A 25738-nucleotide genomic window follows, 5' to 3' on the forward strand; every position below is an offset into this window, starting at 1 on the left:
GGATTATAAAGAGCATCCCGGCAATTGACTATTGATGAAGGTAACATTTCTTTAAAATAAGATGAATTTTAGCAACAAACAGTCACTAACTGGTCTACTGCATCGAAAATCTCACCGTCGCTACCTGGCCTGCATCATCCATCACCAGCAGTTGATAATCCCCTTTAGTCGCCAGCCGTAACGTAAGACGACGTCCGCGTTCATCCAGCCTTTCACCGTTAAGAAACCACCAGCGTTCACCGCTCCCACCGCTGGTTTGCACCGGCAATGAGGCTTGAGCAGAACCGGGTAAACGCTTCACAATCGCGCCATCACGAATGCCTGTCAACTGCAACGGCTGCGAAGCGTCTTGTCCCAGCGGCGGACATGTGGCAGAAACTGGCGGTAATCTCGCCCCACGACGTTCTGATTCCGGTAGCCATGGCTCCAGCGGCAACGGCCAAACGATTAACGTTTGCTCGTGCGCCTGCGGGCAATCCGCCGCCACACGTTTGCCTTCATCATCCAGCCAGACAGGAAAACGAATGCCATTAACCCCTTCCTGCTCGGGCAATAATAACGTTGGCGGCTGACTGCCATCCAGTAACCAGGTTGCCAGACGGCGACGGCAGTTGCTGTCACCGGAGACAAGAGATTGCCCGCCCGGCCAGCACACCACACCACGACTCACGGATTCAGGGCGTGGATCTTCCGGCTGATTTGTCCCGCGAGAGAGCAAAAGATTGTTGACCTGATTGAGCAACGGCACGGCACTGGCGAAACCAAACTGCCCCACAACTGGCGTACCGTCGGGCCTGCCGGTCCAGATACCGATCACATAACGCGCATTAACGCCAATCGCCCAGACATCGCGATAGCCATAGCTGGTACCCGTTTTCCACGCCAGAGGGACCACTCTGCTCAGCGCGTTATCCGGCAGCGGTTGCGCTTCGTCAGCCATAATGCGGCGAATAATCCACGCCGCGCCCGCCGACATCAACGGACGTTCCAGTAGTGGGTCACCCGGCTGCAGACGCAGTTTTCCCGCTTTTCCCTGGCGGGCAAAGGCGCTGTACGCTGCAGCCATATCTTCCAACCTTGCCCCCGCACCGCCCAAAATCAGCGACAGATTCGGCGTAGCCCCTGCGGGCAGATACAGCGGTAAGCCGACGTTACGTAACGATGCGGCAAAACGCTTCGGGCCATAGGCTTCGAGTACCTGCACGGCGGGTAAATTCAGCGAGCGCACCAGCGCTTCGCTCATGCTCACCGGGCCATGAAAACCGCTGTCAAAATTCCCCGGTCGATAGTCCCCGGTTCGCCGCGGGACATCCTGCAATAACGAAGCGGGATGGATGAGTCCGTCATCCAGCGCCAGGCCATAAACAAACGGCTTCAGCACCGAGCCAGGCGAACGGATCGCATTCACCATATCCACATGACCAAAACGAGAGTCGTCATTCATATCTACCGACCCCACCCAGCCACGCACGCTCATATCGGTGTGATCGACCACGATCATCGCCAGCGAACTGCGCGCAGGTAAGCGCCCCTTCCAGTTTTGCGCCAGCTCTTCCAGTTGACGCTGCAATCCGGCATCAAGGGTAGTCACGATTTTATCGCTTCGGCTTTTTCCCAACATCATGCGCGAGAATAACGGTGCTAACTGCGGCATTTGCCGGGGCGCCAGCCAGACCGGTTCTTCACGCGACTCCTGCACCTGTCTGGCAGGCCAAATGCCCTGGGTCGCCATACGTTCGAGCACTTTATTACGCGCCGCTTCAGCACGGTCCGGCCAGCGATCCGGACGCAGACGGCTCGGCGCCTGTGGCAAAACAGCCAGCAGCGCGGCATCGGAGTAACTCAATTGCGCGGGTGATTTACCAAGATAAGCCCAGCTTGCCGCCCCCACGCCCTGCAGCGTACCGCCAAACGGCGCGCGGTTGAGATACAGTGTCAGGATGTCGCGTTTGGAGAGATGCCATTCCAGCTGCAATGCGCGCCAGAGCTGGCGAAACTTGCCGCCAAAGGTTCGCGGATGGGGATCGAGTAATCGTGCGACCTGCATGGTGAGCGTACTGCCGCCAGAAACCACACGCCCAGAGGAGAGGTCTTGCCATGCCGCGCGCAGTACTGAAAACGGATTGACGCCGGGATGCTTCCAGAACCAGCGGTCTTCGTAGTTAATTAACGCCTCAAGGTAGCGGGGCGACACCTCATCAATCGTTACCGGATACCGCCAGATACCATCCGCATCGGCGAAGCGCCACAGCGGCGTACCATCATGCGCCACCACGACCCGCGCCGGATCGACTTCGTGCAGCGGCAGCGGCCAGATTTTATCTGCTGCCCAAACCGCCGCCACAAACAATAGTGCAACGGCTGCCAGCCAGAGCCAGCAGCCGCGTTTACCCAACCCGCGTATCATTTACGGTCTGACAATCAAAAGTCCCTCTGTCGCACCGGTCGCGCGCCACTGCGGAACATACATTGATTCCACCTGCGGGACAGGAACCTGGTAGGTCCCCGGCGTTACCGCCCGCGCCAGATACACCAACGTAACTGGCTGTCCTTCGTTGACCGCCACCGCGGCGACAAAGCGATCGTCACGGAACTCAACGTGCTGGATATCTGCCTGCTGCATCTGATTAAGCAGATTCGCCACTTCGCTGCCGCTATCCTGCAGGCTGGCGCTGCCGTTGGCCAGATTCTGGTTTTCCAGTTCCAGTCCTGCTGGCAGTAAATCGACCACCAGCGCATCCGGCACGTTCTGGCTGGCTTTTACCTCCAGCCAGACCAGCACCAGTTCGCCGCTACGCAGCGAATCCAGCGATTTGCTATTTCCGTCAGTTCCCAGGATTTGCCGCTCAATATGCAGAACGTTGCTGGCAGGCGTCGGTGCGGTTTGTGGATAACCACTCACATCCAGACGCAACCACAGCGGTAGATTACCGGTATTGGTGACGCTCAGCGTAGACAGCGCATCGGCATCCAGATTGCGGGTTAGCGATTTATCCCCTGCTAATGGTTGTTCCGAGAGTGACGTTTGCGCCTGCCACGTACCAGGCAAATCCTGTAACGTACGCGCGGCAAGGAACAACGCATTATTTTCCTGCGTCGAGAGCCAGCGCTGTCCAAAGGCCTGTTCTGACAACGTGTTCAGCAGCGTATTCTGCACGTCAGGTTTGATCTTGTTCTCTTCGAGCAAGGCCAGCATCAACGCGTTATCCCGTAACGCACTGCCGTAATCCGCCATCCACTGTTGCGTATCGCGGCGCGGTGTATTCAGGGCCAGCGTCAACGCCTGTTCACTGCGGTTGGCATCGCCCATATTTTTCAGCGCGATCCCCAGTTGTAACAGCGGTAAACCAGAGGCTGCTTGCGCACGACGCTCCCAGATCTCACGCAATGCGCCGAGCGGAGCTTTTTGCTGATGTGCCAGAACCAACGCGGCGTAGGCTTGTACGGCAAACCGGCTTGCTGAAGAGTCGTCGGTATAGCGAATCGACATCATGCCCGGATCCTGCAAATAGCGCAGTAGCCGCTCGTTGCCCCGGTTAATCACCTCTACCGGGACACTGTAGCCCTGTTCATTTGCCCGGACGAGGAAATCCATGACATACGCGGTCAGCCAGTACTCTTCCGACCCGTTTTTATCCCACAGCGCAAAACCGCCGTTATCACGCTGCATCTGCACTAAACGGGAAATCCCAATATCAACTGCCGCGCGACGTTTTTCATCGCTGTCGCCCACAATACCTAACGCCTTCAATTGCGTTGCGTTGGTGTATAAGGATGGGAACAACCCGCTCGCCGTTTGCTCCAGACAACCGTAAGGGTACGCTTTCAGTTCGCGGATATAGCGCGCCAGGTTTAGCGGCGGCTTACCGCTGAACAGCAGTTGCCCTTGCATCGTCACAGGGGAGAAATTGGTCAGTTCTTCGCCCGGAAGCTGCCAGGTCGCGCCCGGCTGAAGTGCGACACCATTATTAACGGTTTGCGCCGGGAACGCCGGACGCACGCCAATCTTCCACTGTTTATGCTGAACAGGCAGCGTTTCACCCGGTAAAGTCAGACCGCTAATTTCTGCCTGAATTTCGCCATCGCCAAACCCTTCCCGCGCGCGCACCGGAATAAACAGCGTAGTCCTTACGCCTGGCGCCAGATTTACCGGTGCGGGATCTTGCCCCATCAGCTCCAGTAAACCATTGGCCGCGAGCTTAATATTCAGCGTTTGCGGTTTGTCAGTCAGGTTAGTCACGTCCAGCGTCAGGCGCGACGTATCTCCCCCCGCCAGAAAGCGCGGCATATTCAGCTCAGCAATTACTGGTGCGGCGACAATCACTTTGCTTTCGCTGCTGCCAAAGTCATCCGTCGTCCAGGCCTGCGCCATTACCCGCAGCTCGCCGTTTAAATCACCGATAGGTAACGTCACCGTACCTTCGCCCTGATCGTTAAGCGTGACCGACAGCGCCTGTTGCGCCACAATATTGACGTGATTAACCGGTGGCTTACCGCCGCGTTTTAATTCATCGCCATCACCACCAAAGCGCAGCGCCGCCAGGCGTCCTTGCCCTTCGATCACCTGGCCGTAAATATCATAAATATCCGCGCCATAGCGTTTTTGCCCGAAAAACGCCTGCCACGGATCCGGCGTGGCGTAATCGGTAATGTTTAGCACCCCGCTATCAACGGCAGAGACCAGCACGTTAACCTGTTTTGGTACGTCGCCATTTTTGACGCTGGCTTTAATCTTGACGGTCAACGGCTGGTTTGGACGTATTTTCGCCGGGTTTTCCAGCGCCAGCGCCAGACGACGGTTTTCGTCACCTAACGGCAAATGCAGTAAACCGACCGCCCGTTTTGGCGTTGCCGAACGGGACTTGTCGCCAGGACGAACCACCAGCGCACTAAGATACAAATCGTGGCGATTCCAGGTTTTATCGATTGGGATGGAGATATCGAGACCATCCGCCGGTACGTCTATTTCTTGCCACCACAGCGGGCCTTCGCTGGATTCCACCATCGCATAACCTTTGCCAGCAGCGGGAGCGGCAACGTGCAGCTTCATGGTATCACCGGGACGATAGCTGGGTTTGTCCAGTTTCAGCGTCACGCGATCGGGACGCACAGCCCCACTGCCGTCGCTGTTATCCTGCCAGCTATAACCGGCCCAGAAGCGTACGCTGCTCACCGCATCATTCGGAGCTTTCACTTCCAGACGATAGGCGCCCCACTCAACCGGGAAGCTGACTTTACCGGTTTCATCGGCCTTAAGATCCAGAGTCTGCTCACCTTCAACCAGATCCTTTTGATCGAACTGTGATTGCCAGCCCTCGCCTTCAGACCAGTTCCAGTAATAATCTCGTCGCTCGCGGATCAAACGCACCTGCAAACCGGACACCGCTTTTTTCTCGCCTTGCGCATCGGCATACACAATGTCGAAAGCGGCGTTGCTGTTTTCATCAACGATAGGCTGATTCACGGTGGTATCGGTGCGGTAGTCATAGACGGCTTTCGCTGCAAACTGCGGACGAATGCCCGGCAGCGTATCCGCAGGCCAGATGGCTTGCTCAACCCGACGCGTCACCGGGCGGCCCCCCGACTCCAGCAGACTGGCTTGCAAAACCACCTGTAACGGGGAATGCGTCTCCTGCCACTGGCTGTTGGTGGTCACTTCGCCGCGTCCGTGGTCATCCAGCGTGAGCTGAACTTCATCGAGGCTGCGGGAAAGATTTTCTTCGGCAATATTACCAAACTGGAACCCCGGCAATGCCTGCACCGCTTCGCGCAGCGGGCGCAGGAAAAGCTGCCCTTGCAGAGCATTGCCGTTAGCGGGCGCGCCGTACAGGTAGTAGCCCACTACCGAAAACTTCACTTCATCAGTTGGTGCCACCGGGATCTTATTGGCGGAGAGATTGAGCGCCATTCGCTCCGGCATAAAGTCTTCGACGTGGAAATCCCACATCCGCGACTGGTTATCACCGGTATTAGCCCGAATATGCCACATGCCGGTTGGCGCGTTGGTGTCCAGCGGCCAGCTAAAGCGGTACAAGCCGTTTTCCGGTTGGCTAACTACCGAACGTAACACTTGTCCGTCGGGCTTCACGACCTCCAGCTTCACCGGCTGGTCGGGCAACGTTTTGCCATCGCTGTCACGCAGTAATCCGTTGAGGATCACCGTTTCGCCAGGACGATAGAGATCGCGTGGGCCAAACATAAAGAACTGCTTGCTGTATCCCGGCGCACCGGCAATATCAAATTCAGCCAGATCCAACGCCGGGAGCTTCAGATCCAGCAGCGTGGTTTGCCCGTCTTTGCGGGCCAGCAATAAAGCCGCGTCTTTATCAGTCTCCAGTTTGACATGACCCTGAGAGTCGCTGGTAGCCTGCGCCAACGTCTGTCCTTTTTCATTGAGTAACGTGACCTCAATCCCCTGCTGCGCGGCGCCGTTTTCCAGACTCTGCGTAAAGACATCCAGTTGATTATGGTAACGGTGTACAGACACACCAATATCGCTGAGCGTGAACAGCGTAGCGGCATTACTGTAGTTGTATTGTCCAGCCTGATTCATCACCGCGATGTAAACACCAGCTTGCTGCAACGGCTTGATATCGCTCAGCGGCAACAGCAGCTTCTCACGGGTGTTGCGCGCAGGATTGAGGTCAAAGCGTCCGGTATACACCAGTTCCGCCATTTTCAGCAGATTGTCAGATTCCCAGTTAGTCAACGAATTGCGGTATTCCCACTGGCTGACAAACGCACCGAGTGACTCAGGCTTCACGCGAAAGAAGTTCACATCTACGCTATCAACGTTAAGGGCCATCACCGGCAGCCCTTCAATCACTTTTCCCGGCAGCAGCGAGCCGCGACTGGCAAACCCTACGCTTGGCTGGACGTCGCGAGTGGTAATGTTTTTTTCATAATCAATAGCGAACGTCGCTTTATTCAGCGCCAGCAAATCACGCTCAATGGTAACGACCAGTTCCCGGTTAGGTTCCAGATGGCGTAAGCGTAGCTCTTTCAGATTTGGCGCCAGCTCCCAGGCACCATCCACTTTGCCGCTTTTTTTATCAACAACGTGCACGACGCGGGAAAAATCTTGTTCCGGATCGAGGGGAATGGAGAAGGTCAACACGAGCGTTGCCGCACCGTCGAGTTGGACCTCTGAGGCATCCAGCAGCGTCAGCGACTTGCCCTGGCTTTGCTGCATCAGTTTTTGTAATTGAGCCTTATCTTTTGCTGGCGCTGTCTGTGGCGCAGGCGCATCAGGCTTCGCAGCCGTCGGTAATTTTTCGTTATTATTATCGCACCCGACCAGTGCCAGCATCAGCATGCAGGCCGCTACGCGTAAATGTTTCATTTTTCATCCCTGGCCGTAGTGGCCCGTTAGCTACGTAGAACAACTATTATGCGTCAGATTTCCGGCGGTGGAAGTCAGTAACTGAACAACGTTGTCTTAATTTTAGTGATTAATGTGGATTCACCTGACAAATCAGCCTGTTTTACTTGTCGCTTGACGGTAAACATCCGACAATTTGCCAAAACCTGGTAAAAATGGAGATGCCTATGACCACCGCCTTCTTTGTCGCTGCCGACTGGCTTGCCGAACACATTGACGACCCGGAAATACAAATTCTTGATGCCCGAATGGCACCTCCAGGACAGGAAGATCGCGACGTTGGCGAGGAGTATCGTGCGGGCCATATTCCTGGCGCAGTCTTTTTTGATATTGAAGCGCTTTCCGATCATACCTCACCGCTACCGCATATGATGCCGCGCCCGGAAGCTTTTGCCGTTGCGATGCGCGAACTGGGCGTTGATCAGGATAAGCATCTGGTTATCTACGATGACGGTAATCTGTTTTCCGCGCCACGCGCATGGTGGATGCTGCGGACATTTGGCGTCGAAAATGTCTCCATTCTGGCGGGCGGTCTGGCAGGCTGGAAGCGCGATGATCTAATGCTCAAGGAAGGCGATGAGGATTTACCTGAAGGTGAATTTAACGTGGCCTTTACGCCTGGCGCTGTTGTGCGTGTTACCGATGTACTGCTGGCCAGTCATGAAAAAACCGCACAGATTGTCGATGCGCGACCGGCTGCGCGTTTTAACGCAGAAGTTGACGAACCTCGCCCGGGCCTGAAACGTGGTCATGTGCCCGGTGCGCTTAATGTACCGTGGACAGAATTGGTTCGTGACGGCGAGCTGAAAACTACCGACGAACTGGATGCTATTTTCTTCAGCCACGGCGTGAGCTTTGACCGCCCGATTATCGCCAGCTGCGGCTCCGGCGTAACGGCTGCCGTGGTGGTGCTGGCACTTGCCACGCTGGGCGTTTCTAACGTCGCATTGTATGACGGCGCATGGAGCGAGTGGGGTGCTCGCAACGATTTACCGGTAGAACCGGTATTATAAAGCTGGAAATGCCGGATAGCGCTTCGCTTATCCGGCTTACAATTTAGATAATCCGATTCTGTTTAAAGTCGCGCAGGAAACCGCCCCAGCGACGTTCGTAGAACGGTGCGATATGCTCAGTGATAAAGTGGCTCACGCCCTTCTCACCTTTCCTCACCTGGCAGATGTCAATCGGTTCATCACCCGGTAACGTATCCGTTGCAACACTCCCCGTGGCATGAATAATCTCTTCAATATCGCCATCGGCTTCAATGCCAATCAGCAGGTTGGGTTGGGCATCCGGACTTTCTTTGATCGAGCAGAGAAACGCGCGTTTTACCGGCTTAATGGTTTTAAACAGCGTAGTCAGCGAGTCAATCATCTGCGCCGGAGGTTCAGCGACTTCAGAGAGGATCAGCGATTCTCCGCCTTCCAGTACTTCCTGGGTGCTGAGCGGATTCCCTTCTTCCCCCATCAGCAGGCTGATTTCACGCGGCATAAATTCTTTGCCGGTCGGCAGTTTCGCGTTGAGAAACAGCGTTTCGCCGAGCGTCATTTCAAACAATGTACGCACCGGCATGACGACAAATGCCTGCTCATCTTCAACCGCCTGCTGCAGAGCTTCCAGGGAGGTGAAGAACGGGATCACGGTCGTGCCGTCTTCTTTTTCCCAGTGCTGAAGATCGAGGGCGCTGTCTTCAACCACCGCCTCGCCTTCTGCGGCTGTACCCGGCACCCAGACGGTAGACTCCAGTAAAGTACGGAAAAATGCCGGACGATGCGCAGGCTCTGTCGCCGCTTGCTCCAGCAGGGTTTCTAATTCGTTTTTCGTTTCGGACATAGAGATCACAAATTATGTATATGGGTTGTAGGCCTGATAAGACGCACGGCGTCGCCATCAGGCAAAATGCCGGGTGGCACTTCGCTTACCCGGCCTACAAAAACACCGTTCAGGCAATCAGCAGATTTGCAATCGTGCGCACACCCAGACCAGTTGCGCCCGCAGACCACTGCTCAACTGGCGCTTTGCGATAGGTTGCAGAGCAGTCGATGTGCAACCAGCCTTGCTGATAGTTTTCCACGAAATGGGACAGGAAACCCGCCGCGGTGCTAGCACCCGCCGGATAGGCCGCACTGCCGGTATTATTCAGCTCGGCAAAGTTAGACGGCAGTTGGCTACGGTGGAACTCTGCCAACGGCAGACGCCAGAACGGCTCGTTTTCTTGCGCCGCACTTGCCAGTAGACGGGCAGCCAGTTGATCGTCAAAGCTAAACAGCGCATGGTAATCGTTGCCCAGCGCAGTTTTCGCCGCGCCGGTCAGCGTCGCAGCATCAATGATCAATTCTGGTTTTTGCGCGCTGGCGTCAATCAGTCCATCGGCCAGTACCAGACGCCCTTCGGCATCGGTATTCATCACTTCAACTTTTTTACCATTGCGATAGTGAATAATATCGCCGAGCTTAAAGGCGTTGCCGCTGATCAGGTTATCCGCGCAGCACAGATACAGCTTCACGCGCTTGTTCAGACCACGGGTGATGGCGAACGCCAGCGCGCCGGTCACCGTTGCCGCGCCGCCCATATCAGACTTCATCGAGTCCATAAATGCGCTTTGCTTGATGCTGTATCCGCCGGAGTCAAAGGTAATTCCCTTACCCACCAGGCAGGCATAAACCGGGGCTTCTTTATCGCCAGTTGGATTGTAATCCAGCGCCAGCAGCACCGGAGGACGTTCGGAGCCACGACCTACGGTATGCAATCCCATGTAGTTCTGCTCGCGCAGATCTTCGCCTTTAGTGATGCGGTAAGAGACGTTATCGCAGGCAACAGAGCACAGCAGGTCTACTGCGCGTTGCGCCAGCTGTTCCGGGCCCAGCTCTTCTGCCGGGGCGTTAATGGTATCGCGCACCCAGTCAATAATTTTCAGGCGGTTATCCAGCTCTTTGCACTGCGCCTCATCCAGAGCGGCCCACTCAACTTTACGGGTGCCTTTTGGTCCTTTGTAGCCCTGCCAGAACGCCCAGCTACGTTCGGTATCCCAGCCTTCACCGTCCAGTTGGACATGTTTAATACCCAGGCCGTCAATTTTACGGGCGGCGCGCTGGATAAGGCCGAGGTCATCTTTTCCGTTCAGGTGCAGGGTAATGCCATCATTATTAATGCTGTATGTCGCCTTTTCACCCCAGCGGGCATCAGCGGGTTGCGTGGAAAGCGTAATTTTCATGGCTTCTGTCATTTTATTTATCCTTATTTTCGCGCATACAGGAAAACGGGCCACCCGTGGGCAGCCCGTTGACTTATTCGGCTTCGTCCAGCCAGACCAGCAAAATGGCCTCAAGGATTTTTTCGTTCGATGCCTGTGGATCATCATCGAACTCTTCCAGGTCACAGATCCACTGGTGCAGATCGGTGAAACGAACGGTCTTGGGGTCGAGATCGGGGAACGCGTCGTACAGCGCCTCGCCGATTTCACGGCTATCGGTCCACTTCAGTCCCATACTACCCTCTGTTAATGCTCACGTGCATGATTGATTGTGTAACGTGGGATTTCGACCACTAAATCGTCCTCGGTGACACGTGCCTGACAGCTTAAACGGCTCTCCGGCTCCAGTCCCCAGGCTTTATCCAGCATGTCGTCTTCTTCTTCTGTGCTTTCCGGCAAAGAATCAAAACCTTCATGTACGATGCAGTGGCAGGTTGTGCAGGCACAGGATTTTTCACAGGCGTGTTCAATCTCGATACCGTTACGCAGGGCAACGTCAAGAATGGTTTCGCCGGTCTCAGCTTCCAGAACTGCGCCATCGGGACAGAGATCCTGATGAGGCAAAATAACAATCTTTGGCATATTAAACCTCGTCCACGGAATGGCCTTTCAGCGCGCTACGGACGGATTTGTCCATGCGGCGAGCGGCGAATTCCTGGGTTTGTTTGTCTACGTTTTTAATGGCTTGTTCTATCGCGTCAACATCGTCACCCAGTGCAACCTCGCTCAAATGCGCGGCGGCGGTGTCGATAGCCTGACGTTCTGCGGCGCTTAACAGCGCGGCATCAGCGTTCAACGCACCGGATAAACTTTCCAGTACGCGTGCCGCTTCGACTTTCTGTTCTGCCAGCATACGGGCTTTAACGTCCTGCTCGGCAAAACTCATCGAATCCTGAATCATGGAGGCGATTTCACTGTCGGTCAGACCGTAGGACGGTTTGACCTGAATTGAGGACTCTACGCCGGTGGATTTTTCCATGGCGGTGACGCTCAGCAGGCCATCCGCGTCCACCTGGAAGGTCACGCGGATGTGTGCGCCGCCAGCTGGCAATGCCGGGATGCCGCGCAGCGCAAAACGCGCCAGTGAACGGCAGTCCTGCACCAGCTCACGCTCGCCTTGCATTACGTGAATGGACATCGCGGTTTGGCCATCTTTAAAGGTGGTAAAGTCCTGCGCGCGCGCCACCGGAATCGTGGTGTTACGTGGGATCACTTTCTCCACCAGACCGCCCATGGTTTCCAGTCCCAGGGACAGCGGGATAACGTCCAGCAGCAGCATTTCGCTGTCTGGTTTATTTCCGACCAGAATATCTGCCTGGATTGCCGCACCAATAGCGACCACTTTGTCCGGGTCAATAGAAGTCAGCGGCGTACGGCCAAAAAATTCACCGACGCGTTCACGCACCAATGGCACGCGAGTTGAACCACCGACCATCACCACTTCCAGCACATCCTGCGGCTCCACGCCCGCATCTTTCAGCGCGCGACGGCAGGCCAGCAGCGTACGCTTGACCAGTGCGGAAATGAGTTCATTAAAGGTTTCACGGGTGATTTCACCCTGCCATCCCGCCACGTTAACCGTTACAGAATCAGCGTCACTAAGCGCGATTTTCGCGGCAATCGCGGCATCCAGCAGTTCACGCTGTACGCGGTTATCACTACGATCGGCCACGCCAGCCTGCTCGCGAATATAATCGGCCAGCAGATGGTCAAAATCGTCGCCGCCGAGCGCGGAATCACCGCCGGTCGCCAGCACTTCAAACACGCCGCGGCTCAGGCGCAGAATAGAAATATCAAAAGTACCGCCGCCAAGATCGTAGACCGCAATCACGCCTTCCTGACCGGAGTCCAGACCATAGGCAATCGCAGCTGCGGTCGGTTCGTTCAACAGACGCAATACGTGCAGGCCCGCCAGACGCGCGGCGTCTTTGGTCCCCTGACGCTGTGCATCGTCAAAGTAAGCCGGAACGGTGATTACCACGCCGTCCAGTTCGCCGGACAGTGATTCGGTTGCCCGCGCGGCCAGCGCTTTCAGAATATCCGCGGAGACACGCACCGGATTAAGCAATCCGGCAGCGGTTTCAATCATCGGCAAGCCGTTTTCGCTTGCCTGGAACGTATATGGCAGATGCGGGTAACGCGCCTGGATATCCGCCAGAGAGCGGCCCATCATGCGTTTTACCGAACTGACGGTGTTTGCCGTATCCAGCGCAGCATTGGCGCGGGCATCGTAACCGACAGAATAACCCTGCTGCTGATAGTGAACCACTGACGGCAACAGGTGGCGACCTTCATGGTCTGCCAACGTTTCGGCCTGGCCGCTGCGTACGGTCGCAACCAGGGAGTTGGTGGTGCCTAAATCGATACCTACCGCCAGACGACGCTGGTGCGGCGCGGCGCTCAGACCAGGCTCACTAATTTGTAATAAGGCCATTTTCGCTTCCGGAAATTAAAAATCGAGCAGTTTTTCTTCGAGTTGTTCTGCACTGCTTCGCAGTTTATCGAGAAAACGCAGCTTACGCACGGTATCTGCCGCTGCGTCCCACGTCTCGCTATCCAGCTGTTCCACCATCAGTTGATGACGAACGTTATACATTTCGCTGACGCGTTGCATAAACGCATCTAAACGTTGACTGTCTTTTGCCTGCTCAATTTCGTCCAGCTCTTCCCGCAGCTCCAGTTGTTCCATCAGAAACGCGGTATCGCGCACCGTGTGCTGCTCGCTACGGATGTCAAAGCCGTGTAAAGACAATAAGTATTCGGCGCGCATCAAAGGATGACGCAGCGTTTGCCAGGCCTGGTTGATAGTGGCGGACTGCGAAACCGCAGCAAGTTGTTCCGCCTGGGAACTGCTGGCAAATTTATCAGGATGATACTGACGTTGTAGATCCTGAAAACGTAGGCTCAGCGCCTGAGTATCGAGCTGATAACGGGCCGGTAAGCCAAAGAGGGTGAAGTAGTCCATAACATTCTCAGGGCATCGATTCTCTGTTGTTCACGGGAGCAAAACCAGAGAGTCAGGTAAAACAAACCCCACGCGCAGGCGACCACGGTGGGGTTATCGGTAAGCGCGTTACACGTGGAAGCTTTCGCCGCATCCACATTCGTCTTTCACGTTCGGGTTAGTAAACTTAAACCCTTCGTTCAGACCTTCTTTGACGAAGTCTAACTGCGTACCGTCGAGGAATTGCAGGCTCTTACCGTCGACCACAACTTTAACGCCTTTGTCTTCAAACACGGTATCTTCAGCCGCCGGCTCGTCAACAAATTCCAGTACATAGGCCATACCTGAGCAGCCGGAGGTTCTCACGCCCAGACGCAGACCAAACCCTTTACCGCGGTTTGCCAGGAAGGTATTTACACGCGCTGCTGCACTGTCGCTTAAGGTAATCGACATAATAAAACCTCAACTCTTAATTATTTTGCTTCACGTTTGCTTTTGTAATCCGCAATCGCGGCTTTAATCGCGTCTTCAGCCAGAATAGAGCAGTGAATTTTCACCGGTGGCAGTTCAAGCTCGTCGGCGATATCGGTGTTTTTAATCGCCTGTGCTTCGTCCAGAGATTTCCCTTTTACCCATTCGGTAACCAGAGAGCTGGAAGCAATAGCGGAACCGCAGCCGTAAGTCTTGAAACGCGCGTCTTCAATGATACCTTCATTGTTGACTTTAATCTGCAACTTCATCACGTCGCCACAGGCTGGTGCACCCACCATGCCGCTGCCCACGTTCTCGTCGCTGTTGTCAAAAGAACCCACGTTACGTGGATTCTCATAATGATCGATTACTTTTTCGCTGTAAGCCATGCTGAATTCTCCTTATCGGTACCGATTAGTGATGTGACCATTCAATGCTGTTCAGATCCACGCCCTGTTTGTACATTTCCCACAGCGGAGAAAGGTCACGCAGGCGGCCGATGGAGTTGCGAACCAGATTAATGGCGTAGTCAATCTCTTCTTCGGTAGTGAAACGACCTAAAGAGAAACGAATTGAGCTATGTGCCAGCTCGTCGGTCATCCCCAGCGCGCGCAGCACGTAGGATGGCTCCAGGCTTGCAGAAGTACATGCAGAACCGGAGGATACAGCCAGATCTTTCAGCGCCATAATCAGCGATTCGCCTTCAACATAGTTGAAGCTAACGTTGAGAATGTTCGGTGCACCCTGCTCGAGATCGCCGTTAAGATACACTTCTTCCATATCTTTCACGCCGTCCCACAGACGGTTACGCAGACTGCGCAGGCGCGCCATCTCGGTTTCCATCTCTTCTTTGGCAATGCGGTAGGCTTCACCCATGCCGACGATCTGGTGCACAGGCAGCGTACCGGAACGCATACCGCGCTCGTGACCGCCGCCGTGCATCTGCGCTTCAATACGAATACGCGGTTTACGACGCACGTACAGCGCACCGATACCTTTCGGACCATAGATTTTGTGGCCGGAGAAGGACATCAGATCAACTTTCAGTTGGCTCAGATCGATAGGCAGTTTGCCCACGCTCTGGGTCGCATCAACGTGATAGATGATGCCGCGCGCACGGCACATTTCGCCGATAGTCGCGATATCCTGCACCACGCCGATTTCGTTATTCACGTGCATGATGGACACGAGGATAGTGTCGTCACGCATTGCCGCTTCAAGTTCTTTCAGGTCGATAATGCCGTTACGCTGCGGGGCGAGGTAGGTGACTTCAAACCCTTCGCGCTCCAGCTGACGACAGGTGTCCAGCACGGCTTTGTGTTCGGTTTTGCTGGTGATGATGTGCTTGCCTTTTTTCTGATAAAAGTTGGCTGCACCTTTAATCGCCAGGTTATCGGATTCAGTCGCACCGGAAGTAAAGACGATTTCACGCGGGTCAGCGCCCACGAGGTCAGCAATCTGGTTACGGGCGATATCTACCGCCTCTTCAGCCTGCCAGCCGAAACGGTGTGAACGAGACGCTGGGTTACCAAAGTTTCCGTCCAGGGTCAGACACTGCATCATTTTCTCGGCAACACGCGGGTCCACCGGCGTGGTTGCGGAGTAGTCGAGATAGATCGGTAATTTCATTGCTCTATAAACTCCGTACATCGCTTCAATGCAAGGAATCAGGCAACCGGCTGGATGTACGACCGAGTTAACGGGGTGTGTAGCACCCCGGCCTGATTCTAAAATACTTTTATTATGCGCGTAACTTAACGTCGATCGCGTCTTGTGCACGATTAGTGCGTGGAGCGTCATGGGTGTGCTGGCGACCAGACACATCCAGGACTTCCTGATTATTCACCAGTTCGCCCAACGTAATGTTGTTGAGGAAACCGGTCAGACGATCGCTCAGATCGCGCCACAGCGCGTGGGTCAGGCATTTATCGCCGCCCTGACAACCGCCTTTGCCCTGGCAACGGGTCGCATCTACAGACTCGTCCACAGCGCTGATTACTTCACCTACTGCGATGCTGCCGGCATCTTTACCCAGCAGATACCCGCCGCCTGGTCCACGTACGCTGGAAACCAGACCGTTTTTACGCAAACGGGAAAACAGCTGCTCCAGATATGACAGGGAGATTCCCTGACGTTCAGAAATATCAGCCAACGGTACCGGGCCCGTTTCGGAGTTGAGCGCAACGTCCAACATTGCGGTCACGGCATAACGCCCTTTTGATGTCAGTCTCATGTCTTACTTAGCCTCAAACTCGCCCCTGCCCGGGGTTTTTTATTGTAAAATGGGGGTATTGCATAGCAGGGGCAAGTCTGACATTCCCGACTAAATCAGTCAACTATTTACTTGACTAATTTAGTCAGGTATTTAACCTTCAGTGCCATTTTTACTTGCCGGAGGCGTTACGTTTACTTGCCTTTATTCTGTTGCTCAATTGAAGCTAAAATTCCGCGCAAAATGTTCAGCTCCTGGCTCTCAGGACGCGCACGCGTAAACAGACGGCGCAGCTTGTTCATCACCTGTCCCGGATGCCCTTCACGGATAAACCCGGTCGACAGCAGCGTTTGTTCCAGATGACCGTAAAAACGCTCTAAATCATCGACCAGCGGATACTCAGCTTCTTCGTATTCTGCGGTCTTCTCGCTTTCCTGCGTTGCCAGCCAGGCCATGCGCACTTCATAAGAGATGACCTGCACCGCCATCGCCAGGTTCAGCGAACTGTATTCCGGGTTCGCGGCAATAGCGACGTGGTAATGGCACTTCTGCAGTTCTTCATTCGTCAGGCCAACACGTTCACGACCAAACACCAGCGCTACGGGCGAAATCGTCGCTTCAGAGACGCTTTTTAAACCGCATTCACGCGGATCCAGCATCGGCCACGGTAGCGTACGGGAGCGCGCACTGGTGCCTACTACCAGGCTGCAACCTGCCAGCGCTTCATCAAGAGTATCGACGATCTGCGCGCTGCCGATTACATCACTGGCACCTGCCGCCAGAGCGATGGCCTGAGAGTCCGGTTTAACCAGTGGATTTACCAGCCACAGATTGGTTAAACCCATGGTTTTCATTGCGCGGGCTACAGAGCCCATGTTGCCAGTGTGAGAGGTTTCCACCAGCACGATTCGAATATTTTGCAGCATTGTATTTCTTCGGCTAAAGATTATTCGGGCATATTATCATAAAACGAAGACATATTCCGAACTCGCTGCTATACTCTGCGCCGTTTTCCCGTTCTTTAACATCCAGTGAGAGAGACCGATGCATCCGATGCTGACCATCGCCGTGCGCGCAGCGCGCAAGGCGGGTAATGTAATTGCCAAACACTACGAAACCCCAGACTCTGTAGAAACCAGCCAGAAAGGCAGCAATGATTTCGTGACTAACGTCGATAAAGCCGCCGAAGCGATTATTATCGAAACTATTCGCAAATCTTACCCACAGCACACCATCATCACCGAAGAAAGCGGTGAGCACGCAGGTGAAGATCAGGATGTTCAATGGGTTATCGATCCACTGGATGGCACTACCAACTTCGTAAAACGTCTGCCGCACTTCGCGGTATCTATCGCAGTACGCATTAAAGGCCGTACTGAAGTCGCCGTTGTTTACGATCCAATGCGTAACGAACTGTTCACCGCCACTCGCGGCCAGGGCGCACAGCTGAACGGCTATCGTCTGCGTGGCAGCACCGCCCGCGATCTGGACGGCACCATCATCGCCACCGGTTTCCCGTTCAAAGCGAAGCAGCACGCCGCTTCTTACATGAAAATTCTTGGTAAAATGTTTACCGAGTGCGCTGACTTCCGCCGCACAGGTTCTGCTGCGCTGGATCTGGCTTACGTTGCCGCTGCGCGCGTTGACGGTTACTTCGAAATCGGTCTGAAACCATGGGATTTCGCAGCAGGTGAGCTGATTGCACGTGAAGCTGGCGCACTGGTTTGCGACTTCACCGGTGGTCATAACTACCTGGCAACCGGCAACATCGTTGCAGGTAACCCGCGCGTTGTTAAAGCCATGCTGGCTAACATGCGTGACGAACTGAGCGATGCGCTGAAGCGCTAAGTCTCTTCGGCGGATGAGACCTCTCATTCGCCGTGCTTTTCCTCGAGCGTTTTTCCTAAATAACGTCCTCTTGCTTTACTTTCCCCTCACGCTTTAACACGATATTTCTTTGTACCCAATGGCAGAACTACCACTGTCTGAAAGCAACAAGGAAGTCACATGACCATCCCGGGCATCCGTCGCAGCGCCAAATATCTCTTTATGTTGTTTATCGTCCTGGCCTGCATTTATTTACTCCCCCGCGTGGCGATCAATACCTTTTATTATCCCGATAATGAAATATACGGCCCAACTCCCACAACTGCTGAATCCGTTTTCTTTACCGCCAAAGACGGTACCCGTTTACACGGCTGGTTTATTCCTTCCGCTACGGGGCCGGCAGAAAACGCCATCGCCACCGTCGTCCATGCCCATGGAAACGTCGGCAATATGTCAGCGCACTGGCCGTTAGTCAGTTGGTTGCCAGAACGCAACGTTAACGTGTTTATGTTTGATTACCGCAGCTTCGGCGAATCAGAGGGCACGCCATCACAAAAAGGCCTGCAGGACGATACGCAAAGCGCAATGGACTATGTGCGGCATCGCGCCGATGTCGACTCTGAGCGACTGGTGCTGCTGGGGCAAAGTCTTGGGGGCAATAATGTATTAGCCGCCGTGGGCAATTGCATGGATTGTGCAAATCAACAACACGGCGATCGCGCGGGCGTGCGAGCCATTATCCTCGATTCAACGTTTTCATCGTACTCTGCCATTGCCAACCACATGATCCCAGGGAGCGGATTTTTACTCGACGATCGCTATAGCGCAGATCGTAATATCAGCAGCATTGCGCCGATCCCGTTACTGCTGATCCACGGTACGGCAGATCACGTCATTCCATGGCAACAGAGTGAAAAACTGTTTTCCCAGGCGCGTGAACCCAAACAGCTAATCATTATTCCCGAAGGAGAACATATTGATGCGTTCTCTGGCCGCCACGGCGATGATTATCGTGACGCAGCGATAGATTTTATTCGTAAAGCAGTGACGCAATAACAATTACGCTACGGATGGGGATTTAAAACGGTCTTATCCCTCGCCCTACCGGCACCGCGCTCATCCACATCACTACCGCAGCAACAATAAGCACCGCACCACCGGCTAACGCCAGCGTCGTCCAGCCAATCTGTCGCCACAGCACCGGCGCTTTATGCCCGCTAATTTTCACCGCCAATGAGCGAAAGCTATGTACCAGCAAAGCCAGTGACGTAATCGTCAAAGAAGTTCCTGCCGCCATCGCCAACGCCGACGCCATACCCCAGCTAAAGACGCCAACCACTTTACTGAACAGCAGCACCATAATTGCGCCAGAGCAGGGACGCATGCCCATAGAGAGAATAATCATCAACCGGGCGCGCCAGTCATCGCCGCTTTGCAGTTGTTCCGGCTTGGGCAAATGCTGATGCCCGCAGCCGCAGCCCTCGTGATGCACATGGTGCGGCGTAAAGGCGGTGAATTTCGGGCGCATCAGCAGCTGGCGCAATTTCTTTAGTGCACGGACACACAATAAAACGCCCAACATGCCAACCAGCGCATAACTTCCTTTCTCCAGCCAGAAACTGCTCATATGCAGCTGTCGGGCAGGCAGTTGCAGCACCGTGAGCACTACAACCACCAGTCCTATTGCCACCAGCCCCTGCAATAGGGAAGACGCCAGCGTCAGCCCAATGCTCGACTTGAGCTTCGACGGATGCATCGCAAGCCAGGTCGTGATGACGATTTTGCCGTGCCCCGGCCCCAATGCGTGCAATACCCCATATATAAAGCTAAACAACAGCAGAGATCCGCCCGCACGTGTGGGGTTCGCGGCAACCGCTTTCAGCAACCCGCTCATCTGCTGGTTAACGTCGCGCTGCCAGACGACACTGTGCATCATTACCTGAGGCCAGGCTTGCCACAACCACAGCCCCCCGCCTGTCGCCAGCAACAAAAAGACCGCCAGCGGCCATAGCGTGAGCCAACGGCGTCTGGCTGCGCGTTGTTGATAAACTACTGACATTGCAGCGTCACCGTCTGTGCAAACTGTTTACCCAACTCCATATCCTCCGGCGGTGCGTCTTCTTTATCCAGCGACTGCGCAAAACTTAACATGTGTTCATTCGGCGTCGGCGTATGCATTGAAATATGGCATTGCTGGCTTATGGTCTGCGAAAGTCGGGAGTCGCTGTCTTTGTCATAGCTCATATCGACGTAGTAGGTCGGATCGAAGGTTGAAATAGTATATTTTTGACCGCTCAGTGGTTGAGCTTCGGCCAGCGGCAGAACGAACGTCAGCACCGCCTGGTGTTCTTCACGCGCCATGCCATATTCCGTCGGTCTGTTTTTAAACTTTACCTTTTTCCCATCGTGCCACACTTCGGTGAAATAGTGCTGCCCGAGAACGTTGGCCATCACTTCCGCCGCCAGTTTTTTCCAAATTTCATCACCAGGTTTAGCATCCCCCGCGTCGTAAAGCAGATCCGCCGACGTGATTTCATCCATCGTCCAGCGCATTTTTAGCGCGACGAACCGATCATTTTCGCTCACAACTTCGGTTTTCAGATGAATAAAGCTGTGGGGATGCGCACCTGCGCCAAAAGACAGGACAGCGAGAAACAACGTCATAAAGATACGTTTAACGCCTTGCATGAGTTCTCCACGATAAAAATCAACACCGCCACAAATAATGATGCCGTATTTGGCGCAAGTGTGCCGAGGATATCATTGAACGAAAAAAAGATGAGCACCCTTTTCCGGTATCGATTCAGTTCTCAATTTCGATAATTTCTTCTTCGGGAAATTCCACCCAAACACCTTTTCGGCGTCAAAGCCTAAGTCAAATGATAATAAAATGTTAATTAAAAGTTTCACTTTAATGTTTAGTTAACACTTAGTTTGAACACTTGAATGCAAAATCATTCAAATTTAACTAATTATTAACCATTTTATTTCTATAAATTCACAATAGTGGGCGTATATCACATTCTCCAAACTTATGATTCATTCCCTCTTCCATTCGTTGTTAACTTCACGCCGTGACATGTCCTGCCCCCTACGAAAGGTACAACTATGAAATTCAAACTCGCATTACTCAGTGCAACCCTGGTTTCTGCATGCATGTTGTCCGGCACGTCCTTTGCGGCGGAAAAATATGAAATTGCTGTGGTTGCAAAGGTCACCGGTATTCCCTGGTTTAACCGCATGGAAACCGGCGTTAACGAAGCAGCAAAAAAACTGGATGTGAACGCTTACCAGACCGGTCCATCTACGCCGGACCCGGCACAGCAGGTCAAAGTGATTGAGGATCTGATCGCCAAAAACGTCAACGCAATCATCGTGGTACCGAACGATGCCAAGGTTCTTGAGCCAGTACTGAAAAAAGCGCGCGATAAAGGCATTGTGGTCCTGACGCACGAATCCCCGGACGAGCAAATCGGTCAGTGGGATATCGAAACCATCGATAGTGAAAAATACGCACAAGCCAACGTCGATGAGTTAGCGAAAAATATGGGCGGCAAAGGCGGGTATGCAATCTATGTTGGTTCGCTGACGGTCCCACTGCATAACGCGTGGGCGGATTATGCAATTAAGTACCAGAAAGAAAAATATCCGGAAATGTTCGAGGTCACTTCACGCCTGCCGGTCGCGGAAAGCATTGATAAATCCTACGCCACAACGCTGGATCTGATGAAAACCTATCCGCAGATGAAGGGCATTATCGGCTTCGGCTCACTGGGTCCAATTGGTGCGGGTCAGGCTGTGCAGAAAAAACGCGCCAAAGATAAGATCGCCGTTGTCGGGATCGCCATGCCAGCGCAGGCTGCGCCTTACCTGATGCGTGGAGATATCAAAAAAGCGCTGCTGTGGGATCCAAAAGATGCGGGCTATGCGCTGGTAACGGTTGCCGATCAGCTGTTGCAGGGCAAAGAAGTCAATGCAGATCTGAGTATCGACGGTTTAGGGAAAGCCGATATCGACACGGAGAAGAAAGTGATCCGCTTTAACAAGATCCTCGAAGTCACCAAAGACAACGCACAATCACTTGGTTTCTAAGGCTTTAGCCAACACCAGGGAACCTTAACGCCGACCGTCTGGTCGGCGCTATCAACCAAACTAACACTCAGCGTCCGTCAGGGCGCTCGCAGGGGTATTGTCCATGGCAGACACCACCGCATTTATCACTCTTGAGAATATCAGCAAACAATTCCCGGGCGTGCTGGCGCTGGATAACGTGAATCTGACGCTGAGAAAAGGCGAAGTTCACTGTCTGGCGGGTCAAAACGGCTGTGGTAAAAGTACCATTATTAAAGTGATCTCCGGGGTTTATCACCCGGAAAAAGGCGCGCAGATTTTACTCGACGGAAAATTGTTCCATCACCTGACGCCGCAGCTCTCTTCCCATTATGGCATTCAGGTTATTTATCAGGACCTGTCGCTGTTCCCCAACTTTAGCGTCGCAGAAAATATCGCGGTCAACCGCTATCTGCCGGGCGGTGATATCTGGGTGCGTCGTGGTGCTATGAAACAGCAGGCGCTGGCAGCCATGAAACGTATCGGGGTGAATATCGATCCCGATAAAAAAGTAGAAAAACTCTCGATTGCCGACCGACAGCTGGTCGCTATTTGCCGGGCAATTGCCGCAGATGCGCGTCTGGTGATTATGGACGAGCCCACCGCCTCGCTAACCCGCCAGGAGGTCAATGGCCTGCTGAAGGTGGTTAACGAACTGAAAGCAGCCAGCATTTGCGTGGTGTTTGTCAGCCATCGTCTGGATGAAGTGATGGAAGTGGCAGACCGTATCAGCGTCATGCGCGACGGCAAACTGGTGGGCACATATCCTGCCAGCGAACTGGACAGTCACGAGCTGGCTTTCCTGATGACCGGACAACGCTTCCACTACAGCCCGCTGCCGGAGAAATCATTCGACGATCGAGAACCCCTGCTGGAGCTGCGCAACCTCAGCCGCAGAGGCAAATACCAGAACATTAATCTGTCGCTACATGGCGGCGAGATTGTCTCGATTGTCGGCCTGTTGGGCGCCGGGCGTACCGAACTTTGCCTCAGTTTGTTCGGCATGACCCAGCCGGAAAGCGGCGAGATGCGTATTAACGGTCAGCCGGTCACGCTTCGTAATAACCACGACGCCATTAAGCACGGGATCGGTTACGTCTCAGAAGATCGCCTGACGCAGGGGCTGATCATGGAGCAGTCGATTTACGACAACACCATCGTCACGGTGTTTGATCAACTGCACACCGGTAGCGGCTTGCTCGATCATCGTAAAGCGCAAAAGCTGGTCGCCGATTTAATCCGCGAACTGAATATCAAAGTGTCCGATCCGCACCTGCCGGTCAAAACCCTTTCCGGCGGCAATGCCCAGCGTATCGCCATTGCCAAATGGGTGGCGACCAATCCCCGCATCCTGATCCTCGACTCGCCTACCGTCGGCGTGGATATCGCCAACAAAGAGGGCATTTACCAGATAGCCCGCGATTTGGCGGAACAAGGTATGGCGGTGCTGATGATTTGCGATGAAATTCCAGAAGCATATTACAACAGCCACCGCGTGCTGGTGATGCGTCGCGGCAGACTGGTGGCGGAATTTAATCCTCATCACTGCCGTGAAGAGGAGATTGCTGAAGTGGTCGAGGTAATCAATGAATAAGATGCATCTGTCCCGTTTAATCGGGCAACATGAATTCTGGCTGGGCCTGCTGGTCGTGGCGCTGGCGGTTGGGCTAAGTGTCAGCACCGATGAGTTCCTCTCGCTCGGCAATCTAACAGATGTGGCCACCAGCTACGCGATTCTCGGCATTCTCGCCTGCGGGTTGTTTGTGGTGCTGATTTCCGGTGGGATCGATATCTCATTTCCGGCGATGACCGCGATTGCCCAGTATGCGATGGCCAGTTGGGTGATCGGCCACGGCGGCAACTTCGCTCTGGCGTTAACCATTGCGATTGCGGTGGGCCTGCTGCTTGGACTGATTAATGGCTTCCTGGTCTACTGGCTGCGCGTTCCGGCAATCATCATTACCATCGCCACGCTGAACGTCTACTACGGTCTTCTGGTTTACGCCACCAAAGGTACCTGGCTGTACGGTTTCCCTGACTGGTTTATGAACGGCATTAACTGGTTCTCCTTCACCGCGGCAGATGGCTACGACTACGGCCTGACCCTGCCCCTGCTGTGCCTGGCGGCGGTGATCGTCTTTACCGCAGTGCTGATGAACTATACCCGTCTTGGCCGTCAGGTTTACGCCATGGGCGGCAACCGCGACGCGGCCTCACGCCTGGGGCTGAATCTGCTGAAGCTGCATTTCTACGTCTATGGCTATATGGGCATTCTGGCAGGTGTTGCCGCCGTGGTTCAGGCGCAAATCACCCAGTCAGTTGCACCCAATTCGCTGCTCGGCTTTGAGCTGACGGTGCTGGCGGCGGTCGTACTCGGCGGAACCAGCATGAGCGGCGGGCGCGGTACGTTGACCGGAACCCTGCTCGGCGTTGTCTTGCTCGCCTTCTTACAAAATGGTCTGACGCTACTCAGCGTCTCCTCTTACTGGCACACCGTATTCAGCGGCGCCATTATCCTGGTCAGCATCAGTGCCACGGCCTGGAACGAAAAACGCAAACTGGCAAGGGAGCTTTGAGATGAAAACAATCGCCAGATTTTTACCCGGTGATGCCATCATTCGTCTGCAATGCGTCATTATTGTGGTCGTCGCCCTGGTTTTCTCAGCCCTGCTCGGCAGCCGTTTTTTTAGCGTCGCTAACTTCCAGTCGATAGGCTCACAGTTACCGATCCTCGGTATGCTGGCCCTCGGGATGGGTATGACCATGCTGACCGGCGGCATTAACCTGTCAATTATTGCCGGGGCGAACGCCTGCTCGCTGGTAATGGCAGCGATTATCGTTACCCATCCGGATAACCCGCTGTTTCTGGTGCTGGCGCTGCTGGCAGGTGCAGCCGTGGCGGTGGCTATCGGTACGCTCAACGGCGCGCTGATTGCCTGGGTCGGCGTCTCACCGATTCTCGCTACCCTCGGCACGATGACACTTATCTCCGGGCTGAATATTCTGCTCTCCAACGGGACGGTGATTTCGGGTTTCCCGACCGCCATTCAGTACCTTGGCAACGCCACGATTGCGGGTATTCCGGTGGCGCTGTTGCTCTTTTTCCTGGTGGCAATCCTGCTATGGGTACTGCTGGAGCACACCACGCTGGGGCGCAGTCTTTATCTCGTCGGCTCCAATGAACAGGCTACCCGCTACAGTGGTGTGAATACCGTACGGGTACAAATTTCCGTGTACGTGATTTCAGCCCTGCTCGGCTGGGTCGCCGCCATTCTTATGATGGCGAAATTCAACTCGGCAAAAGCCGGATACGGTGAGTCCTACCTGCTGGTCACCATCCTTGCCTCCGTACTCGGTGGCATCAATCCGGATGGCGGCTTCGGACGCATTATCGGCCTGGTACTGGCGCTGATTGTGCTGCAAATGCTGGAAAGCGGCCTTAACTTGCTGGGGGTCAGCAGCTATCTGACGATGGCGCTGTGGGGCGCGGTGCTGATCCTCTTTATCGCATTACAGAATCGTAAAGCCTGATTTCAGGAG

22 protein-coding genes are annotated in these 25738 nt (G+C 54.3%); 7 read left to right on the forward strand and 15 right to left on the reverse strand.

The genetic code is table 11. The annotated features are described in order from the left end of the window. Positions 1-94: 94 nt before the first annotated feature. Positions 95-2407, reverse strand: coding sequence for a peptidoglycan glycosyltransferase PbpC (pbpC, locus tag C2U41_RS15310; protein ID WP_103848590.1), 2313 nt, complete (start codon positions 2405-2407; stop codon positions 95-97). Beyond that, complete coding sequence (locus C2U41_RS15315; RefSeq protein WP_104427103.1) at positions 2408-7342, reverse strand: alpha-2-macroglobulin family protein; 4935 nt, start codon at positions 7340-7342, stop codon at positions 2408-2410. A 206-nt stretch (positions 7343-7548) separates the two neighbouring features. Here C2U41_RS15315 and sseA point away from each other — a divergent pair, with 206 nt between their 5' ends. Continuing rightward, positions 7549-8394, forward strand: coding sequence for a 3-mercaptopyruvate sulfurtransferase (gene sseA, locus C2U41_RS15320; protein ID WP_032937887.1), 846 nt, complete (start codon positions 7549-7551; stop codon positions 8392-8394). 43 nt (positions 8395-8437) lie between these two features. Here sseA and sseB read toward each other — a convergent pair whose 3' ends face one another. The 11 genes from sseB to trmJ all read right to left on the reverse strand — a co-directional run bounded on the left by sseB (position 8438) and on the right by trmJ (position 17187). After that, entirely contained in the window at positions 8438-9214 is a 777-nt protein-coding gene (sseB, locus tag C2U41_RS15325) for an enhanced serine sensitivity protein SseB (RefSeq protein ID WP_032937889.1), read from the reverse strand. 109 nt (positions 9215-9323) lie between these two features. Then, positions 9324-10607: an aminopeptidase PepB gene (gene pepB, locus C2U41_RS15330; protein ID WP_016150759.1), complete on the reverse strand. Its 1284-nt coding sequence runs from the start codon at positions 10605-10607 to the stop codon at positions 9324-9326. 61 nt (positions 10608-10668) lie between these two features. Next, entirely contained in the window at positions 10669-10869 is a 201-nt protein-coding gene (gene iscX / locus C2U41_RS15335; RefSeq protein WP_003037694.1) for a Fe-S cluster assembly protein IscX, read from the reverse strand. An 11-nt stretch (positions 10870-10880) separates the two neighbouring features. Then, on the reverse strand, positions 10881-11216 hold the full coding sequence (gene fdx / locus C2U41_RS15340; RefSeq protein ID WP_103848592.1) for an ISC system 2Fe-2S type ferredoxin: 336 nt from the start codon (positions 11214-11216) through the stop codon (positions 10881-10883). 1 nt (position 11217) lies between these two features. Further along, positions 11218-13068, reverse strand: a complete 1851-nt coding sequence (gene hscA, locus C2U41_RS15345) for a Fe-S protein assembly chaperone HscA (RefSeq protein WP_003037687.1) — start codon at positions 13066-13068, stop codon at positions 11218-11220. Positions 13069-13083: 15 nt separating this feature from the next. Further along, positions 13084-13599: a co-chaperone HscB gene (gene hscB / locus C2U41_RS15350; RefSeq protein WP_003037683.1), complete on the reverse strand. Its 516-nt coding sequence runs from the start codon at positions 13597-13599 to the stop codon at positions 13084-13086. Between the two features lie 108 nt (positions 13600-13707). Beyond that, positions 13708-14031 (reverse strand): iron-sulfur cluster assembly protein IscA, encoded by a 324-nt coding sequence (gene iscA / locus C2U41_RS15360; protein ID WP_003037681.1) that lies wholly within the window; start codon positions 14029-14031, stop codon positions 13708-13710. Positions 14032-14051: 20 nt separating this feature from the next. Next, positions 14052-14438, reverse strand: a complete 387-nt coding sequence (iscU, locus tag C2U41_RS15365) for a Fe-S cluster assembly scaffold IscU (RefSeq protein WP_002913991.1) — start codon at positions 14436-14438, stop codon at positions 14052-14054. A 25-nt stretch (positions 14439-14463) separates the two neighbouring features. Beyond that, positions 14464-15678: a cysteine desulfurase gene (gene iscS / locus C2U41_RS15370; RefSeq protein ID WP_003838433.1), complete on the reverse strand. Its 1215-nt coding sequence runs from the start codon at positions 15676-15678 to the stop codon at positions 14464-14466. 112 nt (positions 15679-15790) lie between these two features. After that, entirely contained in the window at positions 15791-16282 is a 492-nt protein-coding gene (gene iscR / locus C2U41_RS15375; protein ID WP_003037674.1) for a Fe-S cluster assembly transcriptional regulator IscR, read from the reverse strand. Between the two features lie 173 nt (positions 16283-16455). Next, on the reverse strand, positions 16456-17187 hold the full coding sequence (trmJ, locus tag C2U41_RS15380) for a tRNA (cytosine(32)/uridine(32)-2'-O)-methyltransferase TrmJ (protein WP_032937893.1): 732 nt from the start codon (positions 17185-17187) through the stop codon (positions 16456-16458). Between the two features lie 118 nt (positions 17188-17305). Here trmJ and suhB point away from each other — a divergent pair, with 118 nt between their 5' ends. Then, positions 17306-18109 carry an inositol-1-monophosphatase gene (gene suhB, locus C2U41_RS15385; protein ID WP_003037670.1) on the forward strand — a complete coding sequence of 268 codons (804 nt, stop codon included), beginning with the start codon at positions 17306-17308 and terminating at the stop codon, positions 18107-18109. Positions 18110-18268: 159 nt separating this feature from the next. Beyond that, the gene (locus tag C2U41_RS15390) at positions 18269-19144 is read left to right on the forward strand and encodes an alpha/beta hydrolase (protein ID WP_032937895.1); all 876 of its coding nucleotides are present in this window, start codon (positions 18269-18271) and stop codon (positions 19142-19144) included. 22 nt (positions 19145-19166) lie between these two features. On the opposite strand, the gene C2U41_RS15395 is transcribed toward C2U41_RS15390, so the two are convergent. Beyond that, the gene (locus C2U41_RS15395) at positions 19167-20147 is read right to left on the reverse strand and encodes a nickel/cobalt transporter (protein WP_103848593.1); all 981 of its coding nucleotides are present in this window, start codon (positions 20145-20147) and stop codon (positions 19167-19169) included. Next, positions 20138-20776: a DUF1007 family protein gene (locus C2U41_RS15400; RefSeq protein WP_103848594.1), complete on the reverse strand. Its 639-nt coding sequence runs from the start codon at positions 20774-20776 to the stop codon at positions 20138-20140. Before C2U41_RS15400 ends, C2U41_RS15395 begins: the two co-directional genes overlap by 10 nt. Positions 20777-21196: 420 nt before the next feature. Between C2U41_RS15400 and C2U41_RS15405 the strand changes: the two genes are divergently transcribed. From C2U41_RS15405 to C2U41_RS15420, 4 genes are all read left to right on the forward strand, one after another. Next, positions 21197-22180, forward strand: coding sequence for an autoinducer 2 ABC transporter substrate-binding protein (locus C2U41_RS15405; protein WP_003037665.1), 984 nt, complete (start codon positions 21197-21199; stop codon positions 22178-22180). A gap of 103 nt (positions 22181-22283) precedes the next feature. After that, entirely contained in the window at positions 22284-23792 is a 1509-nt protein-coding gene (locus C2U41_RS15410; RefSeq protein ID WP_032937901.1) for a sugar ABC transporter ATP-binding protein, read from the forward strand. Then, entirely contained in the window at positions 23785-24774 is a 990-nt protein-coding gene (locus C2U41_RS15415) for an ABC transporter permease (RefSeq protein ID WP_003037661.1), read from the forward strand. Before C2U41_RS15410 ends, C2U41_RS15415 begins: the two co-directional genes overlap by 8 nt. A gap of 1 nt (position 24775) precedes the next feature. Beyond that, on the forward strand, positions 24776-25729 hold the full coding sequence (locus C2U41_RS15420) for an ABC transporter permease (RefSeq protein WP_003037658.1): 954 nt from the start codon (positions 24776-24778) through the stop codon (positions 25727-25729). The last annotated feature ends 9 nt before the right edge of the window (positions 25730-25738 follow it).

This window comes from Citrobacter freundii complex sp. CFNIH4, from assembly GCF_002934505.1.
Classification (GTDB): domain Bacteria; phylum Pseudomonadota; class Gammaproteobacteria; order Enterobacterales; family Enterobacteriaceae; genus Citrobacter; species Citrobacter freundii.